This is a genomic window from Bosea sp. ANAM02 (assembly GCF_011764485.1).
Lineage (GTDB): Bacteria > Pseudomonadota > Alphaproteobacteria > Rhizobiales > Beijerinckiaceae > Allobosea.
Window position 1 is genome coordinate 3,966,613 of the sequence record NZ_AP022848.1, and the last position, 22,101, is coordinate 3,988,713.

Genomic DNA, 22,101 nt, shown 5'->3' on the forward strand with positions numbered 1-22,101 from the left:
GAATCCGGTGCTTGACGGCCGGGCACCCGCCGCGCTCTCGTGCCGCCGGACCGGAATCGCCGCGTCAGAGGACCAGAGCGTCATGACAATCGACGTCACCGCATTCGACGTCGGCCTTGCCGACGTGCAGGCCGCCGCGGCGCGCATCGCCGGCAGGGTCCGCCGCACGCCGACCTATTACAGCGCCGGGTTGTCCGCGCGGCTCGGCGTCGAGACCTGGGTCAAGGTCGAGAGCCTGCAGCTCGGCGGCTCGTTCAAGGTGCGGGGCTGCTACAACAAGCTGATGGGGCTCGGCGAAGCCGAACTGGCGCGCGGCGTCGTCACCGTCTCGGGTGGCAACCATGCCATCGCGGTATCGCTCGTTGCGAAGGCCGTCGGCACGCGCGCTCTGGTGCTGATGCCGAAGGCGACGCCCGCGCTCAACATCCGCCTGACCGAGGAGGCCGGCGGTCAGGTCGAGCTCTGCGAGGATTCCGTCGCAGCCTTCGCACAGGCGGAGGATTATGCCGCGCAGGGCATGACCCATGTCCATTCCTACGACGATCCGGCGATCATCGCCGGCCATGGTACGCTCGGCCTCGAACTGGCGGCCGATGCCGGCGGGCGGCTCGACCATGTCTTCATCTCGGTCGGCGGCGGCGGCTTCTCGGCCGGTGTCGGTGCGGCCCTGAAGGGGCTCGACCCGGCGGTGCGCCTGCATGGCGTCGAGACCGAGGGCGCGACGACCATGACTCAGGCTTTAGCCGCCGGAGAGCCGGTGGCGATCCGCCCGACCTCGATCGCCCGCACGCTCGGCGCCCCCTTCGCCACCAAGCGCACCATGGCGGCCGCCCGGCAATTCCTTGAAGAGATCATCGTGGTGCCCGACGCGGACGCCGTCCGCGAGCTCGTCTGGGTGCTTCAGAACGGGCGGGTGCTGCTGGAGCCGGCCGCGGCCTGCGTGGTCGCCGCGGCGCTGGAGCGCAAGGACAGCTTCCGGCCGGGCGAGCGCGTCTGCCTCGTGCTCTGCGGCTCGAATGTCGCGCTCGAGGATATCGAGGGTTGGCGCAAGAGCTTCGGCGTCTAACGCCACTTAAACCGCGCGCCATGCCATGTCAGTTGCTGTTGCGGGCAAGCCGGGCATAGCGGCTGCGCTTGCCGGCGGAGGCGTAGCGGCTGCGCTTGTGGCCGTGCCAGGAGATCTCGCGCGCGCCGACATCGGCATGGACCAGACCGTTGGAATAGGTGCCGACACCGCCGACGCTCTCGATCGCGCGGGCGGCCGCGGCAGCCTTGCGCGACGACGTCGCCATCGGCCGGAAATCGATCGCCCTGCCGCTATAGTGCTGCGAGTGGCGGGCATGGCGGCCGCCGCAGGTCGAGGTGATCTGGATCGGGCCGATCTTGGCGACGAGTTCGGCGATCATCGCCTTGGTCTCAGGCTTGAGACAGCCGAGGCCTTTGACCTGTGGCTGGAAGGAGATTTTCTCGGGCGTGACATCGGCCAGGGCGGCCGCAGGCAAGAAACCGCACAGTAACGCAAGCAACGACAAGCGACGCATCATCTACCAGACATGTAAGGGAGGATTGAAAAGGATCAGGCCAGATAATCTCGATGGCCCGAGCGGATGGCGCTTCCGCTAATCGTGAAGCAAGGCCAAATCATGGCTGCAGCCTTTCCGGGTTATTTCACTATCGTGACCCAGATCGTTCCTGGCTCTTGGTCATGCCACCGACGACCTCTGGCTGGCGATCTGGAACGGCACCGAGAAAGGGAGCTGTCATCCCGTGCGCGCCGCAGCGTGAAGCGCCGCTGCGCGCACGGGATGACGCGGAGGATAGCACCCGCCATTCCGCGAAGGCCCATCCCCTGCGCGCCACCGGCTTGGACAGGCGGGCCGCGGCTGGGCTAGCCTGCGTGACGGCACCCGCTTTCTGCGCGGTCGCCCCATGCCATCTCAGAGGATACGATGCCCAAGACCGACATCATCGCGGCGCTCACCCCGGAAATCACCGCGATCCGCCGCGACATCCATCGCCACCCCGAGCTGATGTACGACGTCCACCGGACCGCCGGCCTCGTCGCCGACAAGCTCCGGGAATGGGGCGTCGATGAAGTCGCCACCGGCGTCGGCCAGACCGGCGTTGTCGGCGTCATCAAGGGCAAGGGCCAGGGCTCCGGGCGGGTCATCGCCATGCGCGCCGACATGGACGCGCTGCCGATCCACGAGGAAACCAATCTCCCGCACCGCTCGACCGTCCCCGGCAAGATGCATGCCTGCGGCCATGACGGCCATACTGCCATGCTGCTCGGCGCCGCCAAGTACCTGAGCGAGACCCGCGACTTCGACGGCACCGCCGTGCTGATCTTCCAGCCTGCCGAAGAGGGCGGCGCCGGCGCCAAGGCGATGATCGACGACGGGCTGATCACCCGCTTCGGCATCCAGGAAGTCTACGGCATGCACAACAAGCCGGGCGTGCCCGTCGGCAAGTTCGAGATCCGCAAGGGCCCCGCCATGGCGGCTGCCGACCAGCTCCATATCAAGATCGAGGGCCTCGGCGGCCACGCGGCCGCGCCGCATCGCGTCAACGATCCGATCGTCGCGTCGTGCGCGCTCGTCACCGCGCTGCAGACGATCGCCTCGCGCAACGCCGATCCGCTGGAGTCGATCGTCGTCTCCGTGACCGCGCTCAATGCCGGCGAGGCCTTCAACGTCATCCCGCAGACCGCGGAGATCAAGGGCTCGGTCCGCACGTTGACGCCGGAAACCCGCGACCTCGCCGAGAAGCGCATCGCCGAGATCGTCGAGGGCGTGATGAAGGCCTTCGGCATGAAGTACCAGCTCAACTACCGCCGCGGCTATCCGGTGACCTTCAACCATTCCGGCCAGACCGATTTCGCCACCAGCGTGACGAAGGAGGCCTTCGGTTCGGACGCGATCAACACCGAAGTGCCGCCGACCATGGGCTCGGAGGACTTCTCCTACATGCTGGAGGAGCGCCCCGGCGCCTTCATCAATATCGGCAATGGTGACTCGGCCGGCCTGCACAATCCGGCCTACGAGTTCAACGATGCAGCGATCCCGGTGGGCGTGAACTACTGGGCAAGCCTGATCGAGATCGCCATGCCGCAGCGCGGCTGACGGCTTCAGGCGATGAGCGACATCGATTGTCTGGTGATCGGGGCCGGCGTCGTCGGCCTCGCGGTGGCCCGTGAGCTGGCGCTGGCCGGACGCGAGGTCGTCATCGCCGAGGCTGCCGAGGGCATCGGCACCCAGACCTCGGCACGCAATTCCGAGGTCATCCATGCCGGGATCTACTACCCGCCCGGCTCGCTGAAGGCCCGCGTCTGCGTCGCGGGCCGTGAGCTGCTCTATCGCTACCTGCAGGAGCGCGGCCTGCCGCACAAGGCCTGCGGCAAGCTGATCGTCGCCACCTCGGAAGCCCAGAAACCGGCGCTGGAGACGATCATGACCCGCGCCAGGGCTTCGGGCGTCGATACGCTGCGCTGGCTCTCCGGCGCCGAGGCGAAGGCGATGGAGCCGGAAGTGCGCTGCGAGATCGCGCTCCTCTCGCCCGAGACCGGCGTGGTCGACAGCCATGCGCTGATGCTCTCGCTGCTCGGCGAATGCGAAGCGGCCGGCGGCTCGCTTGCGCTCAATACGCCTATCACCGGCTGGCGGAGCGAGGCCGATGGATTCAGCGTCGATTTCGGCGGCGACGATCCGGCGACCTACACGGTACGGACCGTCATCAATTCGGCCGGTCATGGCGCGCCGAAGCTGCTCGGCCTGCTCGACGGTTTTCCGGCCGAGCATGTGCCGGTCCAGCACTATGCGAAGGGCAATTATTTCGCGCTGACGGGCAAGCAGCCCTTCAGCCATCTGGTCTATCCGGTGCCGGAGGCGGCCGGCCTCGGCATCCACGCCACGATCGACATGGGCGGGCGGGTGAAGTTCGGCCCCGATGTCGAATGGGTCGAGAGCGACCAGGATCTGGTGGTCGATCCGGCGCGGGCGGAGAAGTTCTACGCGGCGATCCGGACCTATTGGCCTGGGCTGGCGGATGGCGCGCTGGTCGCGGACTATGCTGGCATCCGGCCGAAGCTGCATGGGCCGAGCGAGCCGATGCCGGATTTCCGCATCGACGGGCCGGAGGTGCATGGGGTACTGGGCCTGGTCAACCTGCTGGGCATCGAGAGCCCGGGGCTGACCAGTTCGCTCGCGATCGCGGAAATGGTGCGCGAGAAGCTGTCATAGGGTGTCATCCCGTGCGCGCTGCAGCGTGAAACGCTGCTGCGCAGACACGGGACCGTGTGACGAGGCGCCTTTTCCTGAGAACGATCCCGTGTCTGCGCAGCGGCATTCGCCGCAGCGCGCACGGGATGACACTCTTTCGCTCTCGCGCCTCGCTTCTTGTCCCGCGCCTTATCTCCGCGCCTTCAGGAATGCTTCCTTCGCCTCGCGTGCCAGCGTCTCGATCCGCTTCCAGTCGCCGGCGGCAATCGCATCGGCCGGGACCAGCCAGGAGCCGCCGACGCAGATGACCTGCGGCAGGGCCAAATAATCGCCGAGGTTTTTCAGGCCGACGCCGCCGGTCGGGCAGAAGGTCATCTGCGGGAACGGGCCGGAGAGCGCCTTCAGGGCCGGTGGGCCTCCCGCCTGCTCTGCGGGGAAGAATTTCGCGGTGGTCCGGCCGGCTGCAACCGCACGCATGCAGTCCGAAGCCGTCGCCACACCCGGCAGCCAAGGCAGACCCGCCTTCCGCAAGGCTTCGTCGACGCTCTCGCTGAAACCGGGGCTGACCACCGCCTGTGCGCCGGCATCCTTGACCTGCTGAGCCTGGGCCGGGGTCACGACCGTGCCCGCCACAGCCAGCGCCTTCGGGACCGATTTCGCGATCGCCGCGAGCGCTTCCATCGCGGCCGGGCGGCGCAGCGTGACCTCGACGACATCGATACCGCCGGCAACCAGCGCATGGGCGAGATCGACGGCCCGCGAGGCGTCCTCGATCACCACGACGGGGATCACGCCGCAGCTCTTCAACCGGGCAATCGCGGCAGTCTCGTCCATGGCCTCGTCTTTCAATCGATTTGAGCAGGAAATCCGGCTCTACTCCTTCGCCCAGTAGACGTCGAGCCCTCGCGCGCTGCCGAGCAGAAGATCGACCGGCAGCGGCGTCTGCCCGCGCTCGGGGGCGGCCTGAAGCACCGCTTCCTTCGCCGCGCCGGAGACCAGCAGGCTCGCCAAGCCGGCGCCGAGCAGGCGCGCGGGCGAGAGCGACAGGCGCGGCGGCAGACCAGGCGGGCGGGCGACGACGATGCCGCTGTCGGGCACCGCATTGAAGGTGGCCTCGGCACCGGGAAAAAGCGAAGCGATATGCCCGTCCGCGCCCATGCCGCTGACGAGCAGGTCGATCTCGGGAAGTTCGGCAAGCTTGGCGCAGAGCAAAGCAGCGGCGGCCTCGATGTCGCTGCCATGTTCGTGGAAGGACAGGAAGGACGCACGCCCCGCGGCCAGTGGCGCGAACTGCGCGCGGATCATGCGCTCGTTCGAGGCGGCGTCATCGGCCGCGACGAAGCGCTCGTCGGTCGGCAGCAGCGTGACCTGCTCCCAGGCCAGGTCACGCTGCCCCAGCGCTGCGAGGAAGCCGGCCGGGGTTGTGCCGCCGGGCACGGCGAGGAGCGCCCTGCCCTGCCCGGCGAGCAGGTCCTTCAGTCTGATCGCGACCGCCTCCGCCAGCGCTTCGGAGGCATCGGCGAGCGTGGCGAAGCGATGCCAGGCGAGCGGGCCGGCCATCAGACCAGATCCGGGTCGGCCCAGGAGCGGCCTTCGCGCTCGATCAGCCCGATCGCCTGCGACGGCCCCCAGGAGCCTGCGGCGTAGCGATGCGGGTGCGGATAGTAGTCCTGCCAGCCGGCGATGATCGGATCGACCCAGGCCCAGGCCTGCTCGACCTCGTCGCGATGCATGAACAGCGTCTGGTCGCCGCGGATCACATCGGTCAGCAGGCGCTCATAGGCGTCCGGCGTGCGTTCGTCGAAGGCGGTCGAATAGCGCAGATCGAGCTGGCGCGGCACGATCTTGAGCCGGCCGGAGCCCGGCACCTTCATCATCAACTGAAGCTGCACGCCATCGTTCGGCTGCAGGCGGATGAAGAGGCGGTTGGCATCAAGCCGATCGCAGGAGCCGCCGCCGAAGATCGAATGCGGCACCGGCTTGAAGGTGACGGCGATCTCGGAATAGCGCTGCGCCATGCGTTTTCCCGTGCGCAGATAGATCGGCACGCCGGCCCAGCGCCAGTTGTCGACCTCGCAGCGGATGGCGACGAAGGTCTCGGTATTCGAGCCGTGACCGAGCTCCTCGGAATAGCCGCGCACGCGCTGGCCGTCGATCTGGCCGGCGCCATACTGGCCGCGCACGGTGTAGCGCTGGACATCCGGTCCGACGATGGGGCGCAGCGCCTTCAGCACCTTGATCTTCTCCTCGCGGACGGCGCCGGCCTCCAGCATGTTCGGCGGCTCGATGGCGAAGAGGGTCAGCAACTGCATGAGATGGTTCTGGACCATGTCGCGCATATGCCCGGACTTGTCGTAGTAGCCGGCGCGCTGTTCCAGGCCGACCGTCTCGGCGACCGTGATCTGGACATGGTCGATATCGCGGCTCGACCATGACCGCTCGAACAGCGTGTTGGCGAAGCGCAGGACGAGCAGGTTCTGCACCGTCTCCTTGCCGAGATAATGGTCGATCCGATAGGTGCGGCTTTCCGGCAGGATGCGCGCGACGGCATCGTTGATCGCCCGCGCCGAGGCGAGATCGCGGCCGAGCGGCTTCTCCAGGATGACGCGCGAGGTCGGCGTTAGGATCTCGGCTTTGGCGAGGTTCTCGCAGATCGGGATAAAGAGGTCGGGCGGGGTCGAGAGGTAGAAGGAGCGGACGCGCTCGCTCTCGCCCAGTGCCTGTTTCAGCGCGCCGTAGGTCTCGGGCTTCACCGCGTCGAGCATCACCATGGTCAGGCGGCGAAGGAAGGGCTCGACCTGATCCTTCGGGATGCCCTCCTCGTCGAGGCGCTTGGCGATCTGCTTCGGCAGCCCCTCGACATCCTCCTCCTTGCGGACGATGGCGAGGATGCGGCTCTCGCCGGGCAGGACGCCTTCGCGATTGCGCTGGGCCAGCGCCGGGAAGAGCTTGCGCAAGGCGAGATCGCCGCCCGCGCCGAAGATCACGAGATCGAAGGGCGGAACCGGCGTCCGCTCGGGGGCTGTCTCGGGCCGAAGCGCGTTATCCACGATGGCGTCCATCAATCCTGTAACTCCGTCAGGCGCTGCCGGTTCGCTGGACCGGCGCAAAGCCTCGTCGGCCGGCCGCAATCCGGGCCGGACACGAAGCAGCTAGCGCAGGGCTGCGACCAGAGTGAGACGGATTGGGCGCGCTGCAAAGAGGGTGCGGCGCAGGGCCGTTGCCCGCGCCGTTCAAAATGCGACCGGACATCCCGTGAGCCCTCATCCTGAGGAGCCATTCTCTTGGGAACGGCGTCTCGAAGGATGCTCCAGGAGGCTCCCGTGCAAGCTGGACCATCCTTCGAGATGCAGCCTTCGGCTGCTCCTCAGGATGAGGGCTGAGATTGGAGAGTTCGATCAGCCCGCGCGCCAGAAGCCTGCGCTCGCGGTCAGCAATTGCCGGGCATAGGCCGTCTGCGGCTGGCGCGCGGCCAGGGTCTCGACCGTCATGTCCTCGACGGCACGGCCGAACTGCATGACCAGCAGGCGCTCGCACATATGGCCGACGACCGAGAGATCATGGCTGACGAGAATATAGGTCAGCTTGCGCTCCTGCCGGAGCGCCGCGAGCAGGTTCAGCACCTCGGCCTGGATCGAGACATCGAGCGCCGAGGTCGGCTCGTCCAGCAGCAGGATCGAGGGTTCGAGCACCAGCGCACGGGCAATCGCAACGCGCTGGCGCTGGCCGCCCGAGAGCTGGTGCGGATAGCGGAAGCGGAACGATGCGGGCAGGCCGACATCGGAGAGCGCCTTGCCGATGCGGGCCTCGGCATTGTCGAGGCCGTGGATGGCGAGCGGCTCGGCCAGCGTATCGTCGACCGTCTTCTTGGGATGCAGCGAGCCATAGGGGTCCTGGAAGACCATCTGGACGTTGCGATAGAAGGCCTTGTCACGAACCTTGGGCTGCACGGCGCCCTCGATCGTGACCGTGCCGCTCCAGTCCCGGTTGAGGCCGGAGAGCACGCGCAGGACGGTCGACTTGCCCGAACCGGACTCGCCGACGAGGCCGTAGCTCTCGCCCTTGCGGACGTCGAAGGAGAGATCCTTCACGACATGAGAGTCGCCGAAGGAGACGTTGAGCTTGTCGACGGAGATCGCTGCGCTCGTCATGCGGATGCTCCATTTTTCGTCATTCTCGCCCTTGTGGCGAGAATCCGCGTCTTGATCACCGTGCTTGTTGCAGGAAGACGTGGATGGTCGGCACAAGGCCGACCATGACGCGGAATGCCAGCGGCCAGACAGAATATCGTCATGCCAGCCACGCCGGGTCACGGTTGAGGGTGGCGAGCTTCGCCCGGGGATGGTCGAGATCCGGCAGGCATTCGAGCAGGCCGAGCGTATAGGGATGGCGGCGGCTGCGCGCGGCCGGGTCGGCGAGCTCGGCCGCCGGCAGCGTCTCCATGACCTTGCCGCCATACATCACGATGACGCGGTCGCAGAAGGACTGCACCAGATGCAGGTCGTGGCTGATGAAGATCAGCCCCATGCCGCGCTCGGTGACGAGATCGTCGAGGATCTTGAGGATCTGGAGTTGCACGGTGACGTCGAGCGCCGAGGTCGGCTCGTCCGCGATCAGGACCTCCGGCTCGGCGATCAGCATCATCGCGATCATGACGCGCTGGCCCATGCCGCCGGAGACCTCGTGCGGGTAGAGATCGTAGACGCGGGCCGGCTCGCGGATCTGCACCTGCTCCAGCATGGCGAGGCTGCGCTCGCGCGCCTCCTTCGCCCCGGCCTTGCGGTGGATGCGATAGGCCTCGGCGATCTGGCTGCCGACGGTCTCGACCGGGTTCAGCGAGAATTTCGGGTCCTGCATCACCATGGAGATATGGCGGCCGCGGAGCTTGCGGCGCGCGCCCTTGTCCATCGTCATCAGGTCCTGGCCGCGGAAGCGCATGCGATCGGCGCTGACGACGCCCGGATGCGGGATCAGGTCGAGGATCGCGCGCCCGGTCATCGACTTGCCCGAGCCGGATTCGCCGACGATGCCGAGCCGCTCGCGGCCGAGCGTGAAGGAGAGGCCGCGCACGGCCCGGACGATGCCGGTCGGCGTGTGGAAATCGACCTTGAGATTGTCGACTTCGAGAAGAGGCTGCTCGCTTGTCATCGACTCACCTCGCATCCATGACGTCGCGGAGCCCGTCGCCGAGCAGGTTGAAGCCGAGCGCGACGATGCAGATGGCGATACCGGGGAAGGTCGCGACCCACCACTGGTCGAAGATCTGCTCGCGGCCGGCCGAGATCATGGCGCCCCATTCCGGCATCGGCGGCTGCGCGCCCAGCCCGAGGAAGCCGAGGCCGGCGGCGGTTAGGATGATGCCGGCCATGTCGAAGGTGGTGCGCACGATCAGCGAGGACATGCACATCGGCACGACATGCTTCCAGATGATGCGGGCCTGCGAGGCGCCCTGCAGGCGCATCGCGGCGATATAGTCCTGGTTGCGGATCACCATGGTTTCGGCGCGGGCGACGCGGGCATAGGGCGGCCAGGTCGTGATCGCGATGGCGATGATGGCGTTGACGATACCGGGGCCGAGCGCCGCGACGAAGGCCAGCGCCAGGACGAGGCGCGGGAAGGCCAGGAAGACGTCGGTGATGCGCATAAGCAGCCGATCGACCCACCCCCCATAATAGCCGGAGATCGCGCCGATCAGCAGGCCGAACGGGCCGACCGTGACGACGACCAGCAGCACGATCACCAGCGTGATCCGCGTGCCGTAGACGATGCGGCTGAAGATGTCGCGGCCGAGCGCGTCCGTGCCGAACCAGTTGGTCGTCGAAGGTGGCATCAGCCGCTTGTCGAGCGTCTGCGCGATCGGGTCGAAGGGCGCGATCAGGGGCGCGAAGGCTGCGATCAAGAGCAGCAGGACGATGATGGCGAGGCCCGCCACCGCCATCGGGTTGCGCTTGAAGGCGAGCCATTGCCGGTAGAGCTGGCCGAGCCGGGCCTGGCGGCGCGACTCCGGGGAGTCGCTGATCAGCCAGGCATGCAGGCCGGCGGAGGAGGTTTCGCTCATCTGTTCCTCCTCAGCGCACGCGCGGGTCGGCCAGGCGGCCGATGATGTCGGTCAGCAGGTTGACCGCGATGAAGACGACGCCGACCACCAGCGTGCCGCCCAGAACCGCGTTCATGTCGGCGTTGAGCAGAGCGTTGGTGAGATAGCGGCCCAAGCCCGGCCAGGCGAAGATCGTCTCGGTCAGCACCGAGCCCTCCAGCAAATGCATGTAGGAGAGCGCGATCACGGTGAAGAGCGGCACGGCGGCGTTGCGCAGGGCGTGGCGCCAGATCACGGCGGTCTCGGAGACGCCCTTCACACGGGCGGCGATGACATATTGCTGCTGCAGCTCGGTGATCATGAAGCTGCGCGTCATGCGGCTGATATAGGCAACCGAAAGCAGGCCGAGCACCAGGGCCGGCAGGATGAGATGCGAGAAGGCGTCCCAGAATGCCTCCCACTCGCCCTCCAGCGCGGCGTCGATCATGATGATGCCGGTGCGGGTGGTAACGATGTCCTGCCAGACGACCGAGATGCGACCCGGCCCCGAGACCCAGCCGAGCTTGGCGTAGAACAGCAGGAGCGCCATCAGGCCGATCCAGAAGACCGGGACGGAATAGCCGACGAGGCCGACAACGCGCGCGACCTGATCCTGCCAGCGGCCCTGGTTGACGGCGGCGAGGATGCCGAGCGGCACGCCGATCAGAACGCCGATCAGCGTCCCCAGCGTCGCGAGTTCCAGCGTCGCCGGGAAGACGCGCTTGATGTCCTCGACGACCGGGTTCGAGGTCAGCACGGAGGTGCCGAGATTCCCGGTGAAGACCTTGCCGATATAAATGGCGAATTGCTGCCAGAGCGGCTTGTCGAGGCCGAGTTCGATCCGCGCCGCCTCATAGGTCTCGGGCTTGGCGTTGTCGCCGACGACGGCGAGCACCGGGTCGATCGGGATGACGCGGGCGATGAAGAAGGTGACCAGCAGCAGGCCGAACATGGTGATGACCACGGTCGTCAATTCGCGCGAGAGCGCGCGGCCCCAGCGCCGCAGCCTGCCCGGCGCTGCCGTCTTGGTTGTGGGAGCTTGCGTCACGGCTGTCATGACCCGCCTCCGTTTCTAAAGATCGGTTGATTGTCACGGAACCACGGGGGCTCATCCCGGGCTTGACCCGGGGTCCATGTCGGAGCTTTGCCGATAACGGTTCAGGCATGGATCCCGGGTCTCCCTTCGGTCGCCCGGGATGACGATGCCCTACCGCCGAAGGAAAGCCGCCGCGGCATCATGCTGCCGCGGCGGTTTCCGACCCTCAGGGCCTCAGTTCTTGACGATGGTGGCGTAGCGGTTGGTGTCCGAGCTCGGTCCGATGACCCAGCCCTTCACGTTCTTGCGCTCGGCCGAAACCTCGATCTGCTGGAACATGATGACGAAGGGCGAGACCTTCTGATGCTCGCGCTGCAGCGTCTCGTAGGTCGCCTTGCGCTTGGCGGCATCCGATTCCAGCACGGCGCCCTGCGTGACCTTGGTCATCTCGGGGATGTTCCAGGCATTGCGCCAGGCCAGCGTCTTGGACTTCGCCTCCTCGCCGTTATCCTCGTTGATGGCGAAGGTCTCGGCATTGGTATGCGGGTCGAGATAGTCCGGGCCCCACTGGCCGATATAGATGTCGTGGGCGCGGGCGCGGTACTTGGTCAGCGTCTGCTTGCCGTCGCCGGGAATGATCTCGAGCTTGACGTTGGCCTGGGCCCAGGTCGCCTGGATCGCCTGCGCGATATCCGTGATCGGGGAGACCGAGCGGGTGTCCATGGTGACGGTGAAGCCGTCGCTGAGGCCGGCCTTGGCGAGCAGTTCCTTCGCCTTGGCGACGTTGAGCGAATAGGGCTTGTCCGAGATCGCGCCGAGGAAGCCCTGCGGAAGGAAGGACTCGTGGCCCTTATAGGTGCCTTCGAGGATATTCTTCTCGATCGAGGCATAATCGACCAGGAGCTTCAGCGCCTCGCGGACCTCGGGCTTGGCCAGGTTCGGGTTCTTCTGGTTCAGGCCGAGATAGAGGATGTAGCCCTTGTCGCCCTGGACGATCTCGATGTCCTTGTTGCTCTTGACGGCCGCGAGCTGGTCCTTCGAGAGGTTGCGGGCGATGTCGACGTCGCCCTTCTCGACGAGCAGGCGCTGCGAGGCCGGCTCGGCGACATGGCGCACGACGATGCGCTTGCTCTTCGGCGCGCCCTTGTACCAGCTCTCGTTGGCGTCGAGCGTGTACTGCTCGTTCGGGCGATAGCTGCGGACCTTGAAGGCGCCGGAGCCGGCCGAGTTCAGCTTGAGCCAGCCATTGCCCCAGTCGCCGTCCTTCTCGTTGGCCTTGACCAGCTTGGAGTCGACGATCGCGGCGACGCCGGAGGTCAGGCAGTTATAGAAGAAGGTCGGGGCGAAGGGCTTGGAGACCGTGATCTGGACGGTGTTCTCGTCGACGGCCTTGACCTTGTCGAGCACGTTCTCCGCCACGAAGCCGAACTGGCGCAGGATGAAGCCCGGCGACTTGTTCATCGTGACCGCGCGCTGGAAGGAATAGACCACGTCGGCCGCCGTCACCGGGTTGCCGGAGTGGAACTTGACGCCTTTGCGCAGCTTGAAGGTGTAGGTCAGGTTGTCGGGAGCGACGCTCCAGCTCTCGGCGAGATCCGGGACCAGCTCGTTGTTCTTGGAAATGTCGATATTGATCAGCTTGTCGTAGACATTGGCGCCGACCTCGACACCCGAGAACTCGAAAGCCTCGGCGGGGTCGAGCGTGATGATGTCGTCGATCTGCTTGGCCATCACGATCGTGTCCTTCGGCGTCTGCGCGAAGGCGGCGGTGGTCGACATCAGGGCCGTGAAGGCCGAAACCGCCATCAATTTGGCTACGTGACGCATCGGATTCCCCATTGTTCGTGTTGCGCGGGCGCTGTCCGCCCGTTGGGCGCTATCTGCAACCAGTCCGGTGCGGCTGTCCAGTCGACCAACGGCCATGCGAAGGGCGGAACGGAGCATTTTGCACATCTCTTGAGCAGCGAAGCCGGACCGAGACGGCATCCGGGCACCGGCAGTGCCTTGCGCGCGCCGGCGGCCTCGCTAACCTGACGTTGCAGGCGGCCATCGCCTGGGATTAGGGGGCGAAACTTGGCCATCATCGCCGCGCTGAACCATGTCACGCATTACCGCTACGACCGACCGGTCACGCTCGGGCCGCAGATCGTGCGCCTGCGGCCGGCCCCGCATTGCCGGGCCGCGATCGAGAGCTATTCGCTGAAGGTGACGCCGGCGCAGCATTTCGTGAACTGGCAGCAGGATCCGGCCGGCAACTGGCTGGCGCGCTATGTCTTCCCGGAGCCCGTGACGGAATTCCGGATCGAGGTCGACGTCGTCACCGAATTGTCGATCATCAACCCCTTCGATTTCTTCGTCGAGGCGCAGGCCGAGACCTTTCCCTTCAGGTACACGCCAGAGCAGACCGAGGAGCTCGCGCCCTATCTGGCGACGGAGCCGGCCGGTCCGCTGCTCGAAGCCTTCCTCGCCGAATTGCCGCGCGAGCCGATGAACACCGTCAACTTCATCGTCGACCTGAATGCCCGGCTGCAGCAGCGCATCGCCTATGGCATCCGCATGGAGCCCGGCGTGCAGGAGCCGGAGCATACGCTGGCGATCGGCTCCGGCTCCTGCCGCGACACGAGCTGGCTGCTGGTCCAGGCGCTCAGGCATCTCGGCCTCGCGGCGCGTTTCGTCTCCGGCTACCTGATCCAGATGAAGGCGGATATCGATCCGCTCGAAGGTCCGCGCGGGACGGACAAGGATTTCACCGACCTGCATGCCTGGGCCGAGGTCTATATTCCCGGCGCCGGCTGGGTCGGGCTCGATCCGACCTCGGGGCTGCTCACCGGCGAGGGCCATCTGCCGCTGGCGGCCACCGCGCATTATCGCTCGGCCGCGCCGGTTTCGGGGCTGGCGAGCTATGCCGAGACGACCTTCGATTTCGCGATGAGCGTAACGCGCGTGCACGAGGTGCCGCGCATCACGCTGCCCTTCTCCGATGCGTCCTGGGGCGAACTCGATGCGCTCGGCGAGAAGGTCGAGGCCGATCTCAAGGCGCAGGACGTCCGCCTCACCATGGGCGGCGAGCCGACCTTCGTCTCGATCGACGACCAGACCGGCGCGGAATGGAACATCGCCGCGGTCGGGCCGACCAAGCGCCAGCGCGCCGACACGCTGATCCGGCGCCTGCGCGAACGCTTCGCGCCGGGCGGGATGCTGCATTACGGCCAGGGCAAATGGTATCCGGGCGAAACCCTGCCGCGCTGGGCCTTCGCCCTGTACTGGCGCCGCGACGGCGAGCCGATCTGGCGCAATGCCGACCTCATCGCCCGCGAGCCCGGCGCGCAGACCGGCGGCGACCGCGAGCTGGAAGTCGGCGCCACGATCCGCGATGCCGAGGCCCTGGCACAGGGGCTGTCCGAGAAGCTCGGGCTCGGTGCCGATTACGTGGTGCCGGCCTATGAGGATACCGGCGTCTGGCTGCTCAAGGAGGCGCAGCTTCCCGACAATGTCGATCCGCTCGATTCGCGCCTCTCCGATCCGGAGGAGCGCTCGCGGATGGCACGCGTCTTCGAGCTCGGGCTCGGCAATCCGCGCGGCTACGTCATTCCCGTGCAACGCTGGCAGGCCGGCGCCAGCGACCGGCGCTGGCGCTCGGAGAAATGGAAGCTGCGCCGCGGCAAGCTCTTTCTGGTGCCGGGCGACTCGCCGGTCGGCTATCGACTGCCGCTGGGCTCGCTGCCGGTCGTGCCCAAGGCCGAATATCCGCATATCCATCCGCAGGACCCGCTGGAGCCGCGCCCGCCGCTGACGGCGGCAGGGCCGGCCGGAGCAAGCTGGACCGATCATCCCGAGGCGAGGCCGGCGGAGCCGTCGACCGCGGAGGAGCGGCCCGGTCCCGCGCAGATGAGCATCGGCGCGCAGGCGGCGGGTGGCCCGGTCCAGGACCGGCGCGAGCAGGAGATCGGCGGCGATCACGTCCGCACCGCACTCAGCCTCGAGATCCGCGACAACGTGGTCTGCGTCTTCCTGCCTCCGGTCGAGCGGCTGGAGGATTATCTCGACCTCGTCGCCTCGGTCGAGGCGGTGGCGGAGGAGCTCGGCCAGCCCGTGCATATCGAGGGTTATGCGCCGCCCTTCGACCCGCGCCTCGACGTGATCAAGGTCACGCCCGATCCCGGCGTGATCGAGGTCAATATCCACCCGGCCACGGACTGGCGCGAGGCGGCCGCGATCACGCAGGGCGTCTACGAGGAGGCACGGCTGGCGCGGCTCTGCGCCGAGAAGTTCATGGTCGACGGCCGCCATACCGGCACGGGCGGCGGTAACCATGTCGTGCTCGGTGGCGTGACGCCGGCCGACTCGCCCTTCCTGCGCCGGCCGGACCTCTTGAAGAGCATCATTCTCTACTGGAACCGGCACCCATCGCTATCATACCTGTTCTCCGGCCTGTTCATCGGCCCGACCAGCCAGGCGCCGCGCATCGACGAGGCCCGGCAGGATCAGCTCTACGAGCTGGAGATCGCGCTGGCGCAGGTGCCCAGACCCGGCGAGGCGCCGATCCCGCTCTGGCTGGTCGACCGATTGTTCCGCAACCTCCTGGTCGACGTCTCCGGCAACACGCACCGCACCGAGATCTGCATCGACAAACTCTACTCGCCGGACGGCCCGACCGGCCGGCTCGGGCTGGTCGAGTTCCGCGGCTTCGAGATGCCGCCGGATGCGCGGATGTCGCTCGCCCAGCAATTGCTGCTCAGGGCGCTGATCGCCTGGTTCTGGCGCGAGCCGCTGGACGGCAAGCTGGTCCGCTGGGGCACCACCCTGCATGATCGCTTCATGCTGCCGGAGATGGTCTGGCAGGATTTCAAGGGCGTTCTCGGCGATCTTCAGCGCGCCGGCTACGCCTTCGATCCGGTCTGGTTCGAGGCGCAGGCCGAATTCCGCTTCCCCTTCTTCGGCAAGGTCGCGCATGGCGGCGTCGAGATCGAGATCCGGCAGGCGCTGGAGCCCTGGCACGTGATGGGCGAGGAAGGCGCGATCGGCGGCACGGTGCGCTATGTCGATTCGTCGATCGAGCGCCTGCAGGTCAAGGCGACCGGGCTGGTGCCGGGCCGCCATCTCATCACCTGCAACGGAAGGCGCCTGCCGATGACGGCGACCGGCTTTTCGGGCGAGGCCGTCGCGGCCGTGCGCTTCAAGGCCTGGCAACCGGCGTCCGGCCTGCACCCGACGATCCCCGTGCATGCGCCGCTGACCTTCGACATCGTCGATCTCTGGTCCGGCCGTTCGCTCGGCGGCTGCGTCTACCATGTCGCCCATCCAGGGGGGCGCAATTACGAAACACCTCCCGTCAATTCCTACGAGGCGGAGGCAAGACGGCTCGCGCGTTTCGAGGCGATCGGTCATAGTCCCGGTCCTCTGGCGATTCCGTCGGAGGAACGCAACGCCGAATTTCCGCTCACGCTGGATCTGAGGCGCCCGACGGGGGTCTAGAGCGAAGAATGGCGGTGCAGGGGCGCATCCGATCGGGACGCAGCAGGGCCGAGCGGCGCGCGGCGCTGCTCGCCGGCTATCGCCCGCTGCCGGGCGTCTTCGACGAGTTCATCGATGGCAACGGCCAGGTGCGCCCGCATTGGGAGCCGTTCCTGTCGGGCTGGTGCGCTCTGTCGCCCTCCGAGCTCAACCAGCGTTTCGGCCTCGCGGACCGGCATGTCCGCGATACCGGCGTGTCCTATCGCGTCCATGGCGATATCGACGAGCGCGATCCCGGCGTCGGCGAACGGGCCTGGCCCCTGTCGCATGTGCCGCTCGTCATTCCCGAGGCGGAATGGCAGACGATCGCCGCCGGCGTCTCGCAGCGCGCCGAACTGCTCTCGACCGTGCTCGACGACATCTATGGGCCGGGCGAACTGGTCGCAGCGGGGCATCTGCCGGCCGCCGTCGTCACCGGCAGCCCCGACTACCTGCGCCCGCTTCACGGCATCGCGGGCGGCGGCTCGCTCCAGCTCTATGCCGCCGATCTCGGACGTGGCCCCGACGGGCGCTGGTGGGTGCTGCAGGACAGGACGCAGGCGCCTTCCGGCACAGGCTATGCGCTGGAGAACCGGCTGGCGCTGGCGCGCGCCTTCCCCGACATGTTCCGCAACATGAATATCGAGCGGCTGGCGGCCTTCTTCCAGGGCTTCCGCGCCGGGCTGGTCTCGCGCTCCAGGCGCGTCGAGCCGCGCATCGCGCTGCTCACCCCCGGGTCGCTCAACGAAAGCTATTTCGAGCAGGCCTATCTCGCGCGCTATCTCGGTTTCCTGCTGGTCGAGGGTGGCGACCTGCTGATGCGCGAAGGCCGGATACATGTGCGCACCATCGCCGGCCTGAAGCGCGCCGACGTGATCTGGCGACGCATCGACGGCGATTTCGCCGATCCGCTGGAGCTCAACGCCGGCTCCGCGCTCGGCGTTGCTGGGCTGGTCGAGGCCGTGCGGCAGGGGCAAGTCCATGTCGCCAACGGGCTCGGCTCCGGCGTCGTCGAGGCCCGCGCCCTGATGGGCTTCCTGCCGGCGCTCGCCCGGCACGTGCTCGGGCAAGACCTGATCCTGCCGAATATCGCGACCTGGTGGTGCGGCCAGCCGCAGGAGCGCCAGGCCGTCCTCGACCGTCTCGGCGAGATGAGCATCGCGCCGGCCTTCCGCAGCGCCGGAAACGGGGTCGACACGACACAGGTCGTGGCCGGCGAACTGCCCGAGGCGGAGCGCGCGGCCCTGCGCGGGCGGATCGAGGCGCGCGGCATGGATTATGTCGGGCAGGAGGTCGTCCGGCTCTCGACCATGCCGGTCTTCCAGAACGGCCGGCTCGAACCGCATCCGATGACATTGCGCGTCTTCGCCGCCGCGACCCCGGACGGCTGGAAGGTGATGCCCGGCGGCTTCTGCCGCATCTCGGACGAGCCGGACGCACGTGCGGTCAGCATGCGCAACGGCGTGCGCTCCAGCGATGTCTGGGTGACTTCGGAAGAGCCGGTCGCGCAGGTCACGCTGCTGCCGACGCCGGACCGGATCAGCATCCGCCGCGTCACCGGCACATTGCCGAGCCGGGCCGCGGACAACCTGTTCTGGCTCGGGCGCTATCTGGAACGCGGCGAGGCGATCCTGCGGCTGGTGCGCGCCCTGCTCGGCCGCCTGATCGATCCGGACCCGGCGCCGGGACGCAACGACACCGTGCGCCAACTCGCGGGCATGCTCGTCGCCTGGGGCGCGGCTCCGGGCGGGCAGGAGAAGCGGACACCAGCGGCTCAGGCCTATGCCGCGATCTACAGCCTCGACGATTACGGCTCCGCCGCAGCCTCGCTGCGCGAGGCACGGCGCACGGCTTCCGTCATCCGCGAGCGCCTCTCGGTCGATGCCTGGCGGCTGTTCGGCGACCTGCAGCACCAGCTCGCACCCGAGGAGGGCCGCAAGCCCAGCGAGGGCGAGGCCTATGAGATCGCCGACCGGGCGTTGAAATCGCTCGCCGCCTTCTCCGGCCTCGGCCAGGAGAACATGGTGCGCGGCGCCGGCTGGCGCTTCCTCGATATCGGCCGACGGCTGGAGCGGGGCGTCGCAACCTGCCGCTTCGCCCGCCAGCTCGCCGACGGCAACGCCTCCGGCGACAACCTGGACGCGCTGCTCGACCTGACGGATTCGCAGATCACCTATCGCTCCCGCTACCTGCTCGGCGCCAGCCTGCAGCCGGTGCTCGATCTCGTGATGCTCGATCCCTACAACCCGCGCTCGGTCGCCTTCCAGGTCGAGCGTCTCGACACCGAGATCGCGAACCTGCCGACGCTCACCGATGACGGCATGCTGGAGGCACCGCGCCGGCTGGTGCTGCGGCTCGCCGCCGATTGCCGGACGATGGAGGCGAGCCGGCTCGACCGGACCAGCATCCTGCTGTTCGAGCAGTTGCTGATGGGGCTCTCGGGAGCGATCGCCGACCGCTACTTCCTGCAGAACAGCGGCCCCGAAGGCTCGCGGATGACGAGCATCGCGTGATCTACGAGCTGCGCCACGTCACCACCTACGGCTATAGCCGGGCGGTGCCCTTTTCCCGCTGCATCCTGCGGCTTCTGCCGCGTGACGGAGCCGGCCAGCGCGTGCTGAAGAGCGAATTGCTGATCGCGCCGCGTCCGGCCGAACGCAATGACGGGCTCTGCTTCTTCGGCAACCGCATGACCACGATCACGATCACCAAGCCGCATCGCGAGCTGAAGCTCGAGATGCGCGCGCGGATCGAGGTCGACCGGCCGCCACCGCCCCATGCCGGGCTGACGCGGGGCTGGGAGGAGGTCGCGGCGCTGGCGCTCGACTCCCGCAGCCTGGCTCCGGATTCGCCGGCTCATCACCTTTATCCGAGCCGGCTCGTGCCGCATGTCCCGGCCGTGATCGACTATGCGCGGTCGAGCTTCGAGGCGAGGCGCCCCGTGTTGGAGGCGGCCTGCGAGCTGATGGCCCGGATCAGGCGCGACTTCACCTACGACCCCGAGGCGACCGAGGTGACGACGCCATTGGCCGAGGCCTTCGCCCAGCGCCACGGCGTCTGCCAGGATTTCGCGCATATCATGATCGCCGGGCTCAGGGGGCTCGGCCTGCCGGCGGCCTACGTTTCCGGCTATATCCGCACCATCCCGCCACCGGGGCAGAAGCGGCTCGAGGGCGCCGATGCCAGCCATGCCTGGGCGATGCTGTGGTGCGGGCCGGAGATCGGCTGGGTCGGGCTCGACCCGACCAATGACCTGATCGTCGCGGACGACCATATCGTCACCGCCTTCGGTCGCGACTATGCCGATGTCGCCCCGCTCGACGGCGTGGTGATCGGTCCGGGCACGCAGAAGGTCGGCGTCGCCGTGGACGTGGTGCCGGTCGGCTGAGCCCTCAGGCTGCCGCCTCCGCCGCCTGCGGCGAGCGGGCATGCGTCTCGCCCCAGTTCTTCAGCGCCATGATCACCGGCTCCAGCGTCCGCCCTTTTACCGACAGGCTGTATTCCACCCGCGGCGGCACTTCCGGATAGACGACCCGCACGATCAGGCCGTCCGCCTCCAGCTCGCGCAACTGCGTCGTCAGCATGCGCTGGGTGACGCCGGGAATGCGCCGGCGGATCTCGTTGAAGCGCAAGGTGCCGCCCATCAGGTGATAGAGCGCAATACCTTTCCACTTGCCGCCGATCAGGCCGAGTGCCGCCTCGACAGGGCAGCCGGCAGAGCAATAGGGCTCCTGGAAGCGCGGCGGCATGACGGTATCCTTTTCGACACTATCGGCTGAAATTGTGCGTTCTTGCGCGATCTGAAGGTTATGCGCATCTCGGCTGCATCGCAATGCAGGAGAGACGCCATGCGCGCCGTCGGATACCGCCAGTCGCAACCCATAATCGCCGAGACCAGTCTGATCGATCTCGACGTGCCCGAGCCGAAGGCCGCCGGGCGCGACCTCCTGGTCGAGGTCAAGGCCGTCTCGGTCAACCCGGTCGACACCAAGATCCGCGTCCGCAGCCAGCCGGCGGAAGGTGAGGCCAGCGTGCTCGGCTGGGATGCCGCCGGCATCGTCAGGGCGGTGGGCCCGGAGGTGACCGGCTTCAGGCCGGGCGATGCCGTATTCTATGCCGGAGCCATCGACCGGCCGGGCTCGAATGCGGAATTCCACCTCGTCGACGAGCGCATCGTCGGACCGAAGCCGAAGAGCCTGGGCTTCGCGGAGGCGGCGGCGCTGCCGCTGACCGCCATCACCGCCTGGGAAATGCTGTTCGACCGGCTCGACATCCGCAGGCCCGTGCCGGGCGCGGCGCACGCGCTCTTGATCATCGGTGGCGCGGGCGGCGTCGGCTCGATCGCGATCCAGCTCGCGCGCCGGCTCAGCGACGTCGCGGTGATCGCCACCGCCTCGCGGCCGGAGACCCGGCTCTGGGCGCAGGAGCTCGGCGCCCATCATGTCATCGACCACACGAAACCGCTGGCCGAGCAGGTCGCCGCGCTCGGCATCGGCGCGCCGGCCTTCGTGTTCTCGACGACGCATACCGACACCCATCTGGAGGGCATCGTCGAACTCATGGCGCCGCAGGGGCGCTTCGGCCTGATCGACGACCCGAAGGTGCTCGACGCCAACCCGCTGAAGCGCAAGAGCCTGTCGCTGCATTGGGAGCTGATGTTCACGCGCTCGCTGTTCAAGACGGCGGACATGGGCGAGCAGGGCAGGCTCCTGGCCGAGGTCTCGCGATTGGTCGATGCGGATCAGATCCGCACGACGCTGGCCGAGCATTTCGGCACGATCAGCGCCGCCAACCTCAAGCGGGCCCACACCCTGATCGAGAGCAACCGCGCCAAGGGCAAGATCGTGCTCGAAGGGTTCTGAACCGTATTGGCCTGGCCGCGCTTTCCGCTAGGCAGAGAGCGCGGCACAGGCCTTAGCGCAGGCCCGGCAGGCGGCGACGCAGGATTCCATGTCGCCGACCCGTGCGCAGTCGGTCGCGCAGGCCTCGCAGACCTCCGCGCATTCCCTGGCCATGTGGCGGCCGTGGACCGAGTCCATCAGAAGCAGATGCGCCGTCGTCCGGCAGATTTCGGCGCAGGCCGCCATCAGGCGGAGATGGTCCGGCTCGGCATGGGCACCACCAGCCCCAAGGCAATGGGTCATCGCCATGCCATGGCAATGCTTGTAGCAGTCGAGTGCAAGGTCGGCTGCGTTTCGCGTCTTCGGGTCGAGATGGTGCATGTCGCGACTCCTGTCGGGAGGGATATCCCGATCAACCGCCGCGACAGGCGCCCTGTT

The 22,101-nt window shown here is 67.6% G+C and carries 18 protein-coding genes; 7 read left to right on the plus strand and 11 right to left on the minus strand.

Features of this window, described 5'->3' with window-relative positions; genetic code table 11:
- Positions 1-82: 82 nt before the first annotated feature.
- Positions 83-1,066 carry a threonine ammonia-lyase gene (locus OCUBac02_RS18965; protein ID WP_173047817.1) on the plus strand — a complete coding sequence of 328 codons (984 nt, stop codon included), beginning with the start codon at positions 83-85 and terminating at the stop codon, positions 1,064-1,066.
- Positions 1,067-1,094: 28 nt separating this feature from the next.
- Here OCUBac02_RS18965 and OCUBac02_RS18970 read toward each other — a convergent pair whose 3' ends face one another.
- Entirely contained in the window at positions 1,095-1,502 is a 408-nt protein-coding gene (locus OCUBac02_RS18970; RefSeq protein WP_173047819.1) for a DUF882 domain-containing protein, read from the minus strand.
- A gap of 447 nt (positions 1,503-1,949) precedes the next feature.
- On the opposite strand from OCUBac02_RS18970, the gene OCUBac02_RS18975 reads away from it, so the two are divergent.
- Together OCUBac02_RS18975 and OCUBac02_RS18980 are read left to right on the plus strand one after the other, a co-directional pair.
- Complete coding sequence (locus OCUBac02_RS18975; RefSeq protein ID WP_047581743.1) at positions 1,950-3,122, plus strand: M20 aminoacylase family protein; 1,173 nt, start codon at positions 1,950-1,952, stop codon at positions 3,120-3,122.
- Between the two features lie 12 nt (positions 3,123-3,134).
- Positions 3,135-4,238, plus strand: a complete 1,104-nt coding sequence (locus OCUBac02_RS18980; RefSeq protein ID WP_173047821.1) for an NAD(P)/FAD-dependent oxidoreductase — start codon at positions 3,135-3,137, stop codon at positions 4,236-4,238.
- A gap of 168 nt (positions 4,239-4,406) precedes the next feature.
- Here the strand turns inward: OCUBac02_RS18980 and eda are convergent, their stop codons facing one another.
- From eda to OCUBac02_RS19020, 8 genes are all read right to left on the minus strand, one after another.
- Positions 4,407-5,051 carry a bifunctional 4-hydroxy-2-oxoglutarate aldolase/2-dehydro-3-deoxy-phosphogluconate aldolase gene (gene eda / locus OCUBac02_RS18985; RefSeq protein WP_173047823.1) on the minus strand — a complete coding sequence of 215 codons (645 nt, stop codon included), beginning with the start codon at positions 5,049-5,051 and terminating at the stop codon, positions 4,407-4,409.
- A 39-nt stretch (positions 5,052-5,090) separates the two neighbouring features.
- Positions 5,091-5,777 (minus strand): 6-phosphogluconolactonase, encoded by a 687-nt coding sequence (pgl, locus tag OCUBac02_RS18990; RefSeq protein WP_173047825.1) that lies wholly within the window; start codon positions 5,775-5,777, stop codon positions 5,091-5,093.
- Positions 5,777-7,279 carry a glucose-6-phosphate dehydrogenase gene (zwf, locus tag OCUBac02_RS18995; RefSeq protein ID WP_173047827.1) on the minus strand — a complete coding sequence of 501 codons (1,503 nt, stop codon included), beginning with the start codon at positions 7,277-7,279 and terminating at the stop codon, positions 5,777-5,779. Before zwf ends, pgl begins: the two co-directional genes overlap by 1 nt.
- 336 nt (positions 7,280-7,615) lie before the next feature.
- Complete coding sequence (locus tag OCUBac02_RS19000; protein ID WP_173047829.1) at positions 7,616-8,368, minus strand: ABC transporter ATP-binding protein; 753 nt, start codon at positions 8,366-8,368, stop codon at positions 7,616-7,618.
- A gap of 139 nt (positions 8,369-8,507) precedes the next feature.
- Positions 8,508-9,365, minus strand: coding sequence for an ABC transporter ATP-binding protein (locus OCUBac02_RS19005; protein ID WP_173047831.1), 858 nt, complete (start codon positions 9,363-9,365; stop codon positions 8,508-8,510).
- A gap of 4 nt (positions 9,366-9,369) precedes the next feature.
- A complete protein-coding gene (nikC, locus tag OCUBac02_RS19010; protein WP_047575961.1) occupies positions 9,370-10,275 on the minus strand; it encodes a nickel transporter permease in 906 nt (301 codons plus the stop codon).
- A gap of 10 nt (positions 10,276-10,285) precedes the next feature.
- Entirely contained in the window at positions 10,286-11,350 is a 1,065-nt protein-coding gene (locus OCUBac02_RS19015) for an ABC transporter permease (RefSeq protein WP_047575958.1), read from the minus strand.
- Between the two features lie 213 nt (positions 11,351-11,563).
- Entirely contained in the window at positions 11,564-13,156 is a 1,593-nt protein-coding gene (locus tag OCUBac02_RS19020; RefSeq protein WP_244638992.1) for an ABC transporter substrate-binding protein, read from the minus strand.
- Positions 13,157-13,402: 246 nt separating this feature from the next.
- On the opposite strand from OCUBac02_RS19020, the gene OCUBac02_RS19025 reads away from it, so the two are divergent.
- Genes OCUBac02_RS19025 through OCUBac02_RS19035 form a run of 3 tightly spaced genes read left to right on the plus strand, consistent with a single transcriptional unit; the run spans position 13,403 to position 20,210 of the window.
- The gene (locus OCUBac02_RS19025) at positions 13,403-16,804 is read left to right on the plus strand and encodes a transglutaminase family protein (RefSeq protein WP_173047835.1); all 3,402 of its coding nucleotides are present in this window, start codon (positions 13,403-13,405) and stop codon (positions 16,802-16,804) included.
- A gap of 8 nt (positions 16,805-16,812) precedes the next feature.
- Positions 16,813-19,335 carry a circularly permuted type 2 ATP-grasp protein gene (locus OCUBac02_RS19030; protein ID WP_173047837.1) on the plus strand — a complete coding sequence of 841 codons (2,523 nt, stop codon included), beginning with the start codon at positions 16,813-16,815 and terminating at the stop codon, positions 19,333-19,335.
- Positions 19,332-20,210, plus strand: a complete 879-nt coding sequence (locus OCUBac02_RS19035; protein ID WP_173047839.1) for a transglutaminase family protein — start codon at positions 19,332-19,334, stop codon at positions 20,208-20,210. The genes OCUBac02_RS19030 and OCUBac02_RS19035 overlap by 4 nt, the downstream gene beginning before the upstream one ends.
- A 4-nt stretch (positions 20,211-20,214) precedes the next feature.
- Here OCUBac02_RS19035 and OCUBac02_RS19040 read toward each other — a convergent pair whose 3' ends face one another.
- Positions 20,215-20,571, minus strand: a complete 357-nt coding sequence (locus tag OCUBac02_RS19040; RefSeq protein WP_047574243.1) for a winged helix-turn-helix transcriptional regulator — start codon at positions 20,569-20,571, stop codon at positions 20,215-20,217.
- A 99-nt stretch (positions 20,572-20,670) separates the two neighbouring features.
- Between OCUBac02_RS19040 and OCUBac02_RS19045 the strand changes: the two genes are divergently transcribed.
- Positions 20,671-21,684: a zinc-binding alcohol dehydrogenase family protein gene (locus tag OCUBac02_RS19045; RefSeq protein WP_173047841.1), complete on the plus strand. Its 1,014-nt coding sequence runs from the start codon at positions 20,671-20,673 to the stop codon at positions 21,682-21,684.
- 27 nt (positions 21,685-21,711) lie between these two features.
- Here the strand turns inward: OCUBac02_RS19045 and OCUBac02_RS19050 are convergent, their stop codons facing one another.
- Complete coding sequence (locus tag OCUBac02_RS19050; RefSeq protein ID WP_047574248.1) at positions 21,712-22,044, minus strand: four-helix bundle copper-binding protein; 333 nt, start codon at positions 22,042-22,044, stop codon at positions 21,712-21,714.
- Positions 22,045-22,101 lie beyond the last annotated feature (57 nt).